The 3,484-nt window shown below is 46.3% G+C and carries 2 protein-coding genes; one reads left to right on the top strand and one right to left on the bottom strand.

Going from position 1 to position 3,484, the window contains the following annotated elements:
- Window positions 1-270 precede the first annotated feature (270 nt).
- On the bottom strand, window positions 271-1,155 hold the full coding sequence (locus tag VIM87_RS17440) for a glycerophosphodiester phosphodiesterase (protein WP_331998238.1): 885 nt from the start codon (window positions 1,153-1,155) through the stop codon (window positions 271-273).
- Window positions 1,156-1,305: 150 nt separating this feature from the next.
- On the opposite strand from VIM87_RS17440, the gene VIM87_RS17435 reads away from it, so the two are divergent.
- Window positions 1,306-3,484: mechanosensitive ion channel family protein (locus VIM87_RS17435; RefSeq protein ID WP_331998237.1), on the top strand; the 2,179-nt coding region annotated here is incomplete at its 3' end.

The following is a 3,484-nucleotide window of genomic DNA, read 5'->3' as shown; positions in this document are numbered from 1 at the left end:
GACCAGGATAAAGTGCTGGGCTTCTTTTACCTGGGTTATACAGACCAGGCGCTGCCTGAAGGCCGGCGGCTGAAACCGATGGCGGAGAAAGTGAAGTTAATTACGAATTGATCAATTACGAATTACGAATGGGATGCTGCGTGGGTTAGTGTTGTTCATGGAAAAGCTGTTTGCCAGAAATATTTAATTAATAATTCATAACAATACTTTTTACGAAAAACAGTTCACACGAAATACCCCATTCGTAATTCGTAATTGAATAATCCGTAATTAAAACAGGTCCGGGTAGTCTGTAATAATGCCATCTACACCCAAGGCTTTCAGCTGGGCAATTTCTTCAGCGGTATCGGGTGTCCAGGGGATGAGCTTAATATCTTTTTCTTTGCAGCTTTGCACCAGCTGGGCATTTACGAGCTTATAGTTAGGGCTGTATGCAAAAGGCGTAAAACCTAAGGCTGTAAGGGCGCCATTCAGTCCGCCTAATTTATCATCGCCTACCAGGAAAGATGTTCTTATATCAGGATATTTTTTGTGTAATACCTGCAAAGTTCTTTTATCAAAAGATTGTATCACTACCCGGTCAGTGATCTTTTTCTGCTGCAGCACGGCCACCAGCAGGTCTACAAATTCTTCAGGCGCCGGTTGCCATTCGCCATCATGCCCTTCTACAGATTTTGTTTCAATGTTGTACCACATGGGCGGGTTCTTTTTCTGTTGCGCATATTGTTCTACTGAATCAATGAGCTCACCCAATAATGGCTTATAGGTTTTTATTTTCTGCTGGCGCGGAAAGTAAGGATGAGCTTTGGAGCCTACATCAAATTTTTTAACCTCCGCATAATCCATTTTATAGATGATGTAGTTATTGGTTCCATCTGCTGTAAACTCCCTGCCATCCGGTGTAAGGCTGAACAGGGGGTTAATGTAATGATCATGGGAAAGCACTACCTGTTTGTCTTTGCTGATCACTACATCCATTTCAAGCGTGGTCACCCCTATATCAATGGCCTTTTTCATAGCGGGTATGGTGTTTTCAGGCATGAGCCCGCGGCAGCCACGGTGGCCTTCTTTATCAAAAACCGGGAAGGTGGTTTGCGCTTTCATTTCAGACATTGCTATCAATAAAGTACCTAGCAGTAAAGTTTGTTTCACCATGTTGTATTGTATAATTAAAGGCTGAATATAACGGCTTATTGGCACAAGCGGTATTATGTAATCATTAATAATGCCAGAGTTTGTTAGCGGCATTGCTACAGGTAAGTAAGCGGGAATACCTTAAATTGCCAGGGTATTTATACAGTAACCATGAACAAGCCTATCTTTGGAAAACACGGCCGCCGGCTATTGTGGCTGCTTTTACTATTATTACCCTGGGCCGGGTTACAGGCTCAGAAAGGGAAAAAAACGCCCGCAAAAAATCTGCAGGATTCTACCCTGGCAGACAGCGCCCGTATCAGCAAACAGGTGATACAAAGCACGAAGGATACCAGCCGCTCCCGGGTATCAGATACCGCGGTGGCCATTATCATCAACCGGCTGGAAGGCTATACGCTTATGCTGAATGAGCTGGGCAGCACCCTTAAACGGGGATATGATACTGCCCACATTACGGAGAAGCTGCCGCTAATGGATTCCACCCTGCATGTAATTAAGAACAATATTGCCGCTTTGGGCAGTACCCCTAATGTGCATGACCTGTATACCAATAAAGTAATGCTGGTACAGCTGAACCGCATTTTAAAAATGTGGCAGGACGACCTGTTCCAGCACTATGCAAAACTGGTGAACATTAACGATACCCTGCAGCAGGTACGTAAGGATACTGCTATGCGCGCCGTGCCTACGGAGGATGAGCTGCGCACTTTTTACATCAGCCAGCTCACCAGCCTTATTATGAAGTTCCGGCAAATTGATAAGTCGAACAAACAGTCCCTGCTGCAGATAGGATTGCTGCAGAACGAGGTGGCCATGCGTTATATAGCCGTAAACAACCTGCTGGGAGATATGGAGTTTCAGCTGGACAACTTCAGCCGGCGCATGTTCATTAAAGATTATACTTACTTATGGCAACCCAAAAAACAGTTGCAGGAACCTTCGTTCTTTACCGTGTTAAGGGATTCTGTACACAAGAACCTGCAGATATTGTTCATCTTTTTTTCCGTGCAATGGCCGGTGCTTATTATCTGGCTGCTGCTGGCAGGCTTGTTTGCTTTCTGGGCATACAACAATACCCGTAAGATCCGGCAGCGCCATCCACCCACAGAGGCAGAAGCTATTTTACAGCACTCCCGTATATTATACCGTTTCCCGGCAGCCAGTACACTCATCTTTGTTTTTACGCTGGCCGGCCTGCTTTCCGTGCAATATCCTATCCTGTTCATTCAGCTAAACTGGGTGGTTACTATCACGGCATTGAGCTATGTAATAGGCCATTCCATACCCCGGCATTTGCTGAACCACTGGATAGCGCTGGTGGCGCTGCTGTTCATTTATTTTTTAAATAACCTTACTATACAGGCTACCAATGCGGAACAATGGGGATTGTTCCTGGCAGCTATTGCATGCATTGTATTAGGCATCCGTTTACGCAGAATAACCAAACACAGCACGCTGGCCCTGCCTAAATATTCCCGCAATATGCTGATGCTGTTTATTGTGATGAGCGCTTTTTCCCTGCTGCTGGTATTAACCGGCCGTGTTACGGCGGCCAAGATCATTGGCGCTACGGCTGCAATCAGTATAACCATGGCCGTTAACCTGGTATTTTTTGTGGACCTGCTGATGGAGGCCGTGTACCTGCAGGTAGAGGCGAATAAAAATTCCAGCACTTTTATTTCCTTTATTGATTTTCAGAATGTGCAGTCGCGCTTAAAAGTATTCCTGTACCTGTTTGCCACCATTACCTGGCTAATGCTGATAGCCCGCAACCTGTATGTGTTTGATAATATTTATGAGGCGATCCGCGAGTTCCTGGGAGCCGACCGCACCATTGGCAACACCACTTTTACGTTCAGCAGTGTGATCATTTTCCTGCTGGTGTTATGGGTATCTACCGTAGTTACACAAATGATCGCCTATATGTTTGGCGACACCGGGCAAAACGCCAGCGCCGGTAAAAAGAAAAAACTGGGATCGGCCATTCTGCTGATACGTTTAGCAGTATTGGGGATGGGCGTGCTGCTGGCCTTTGCAGCTTCCGGCATACCGATGGATAAGCTGGCCATTGTAATAGGCGCATTAGGGGTGGGCATTGGTTTTGGCCTGCAGAATATTGTGAACAACCTGGTATCCGGTGTAATACTGGCCTTTGAAAAACCTATTGAAGTGGGCGATGTAATTGAGCTGGGCACCCGGTCGGGCGTGGTAAAGGAAATAGGCATCCGCTCCAGTAAGATCTCCGCGTATGATGGTTCCGACGTAGTTGTGCCCAATGGGGATCTTATTTCCCAGCAGCTGATCAACTGGACCCTCAGCAGCCGTACCC

It is taken from the genome of Chitinophaga sp. (genome assembly GCF_036569125.1).
Lineage (GTDB): Bacteria > Bacteroidota > Bacteroidia > Chitinophagales > Chitinophagaceae > Chitinophaga.
This window is presented reverse-complemented; position numbering and strand designations above follow the sequence as displayed.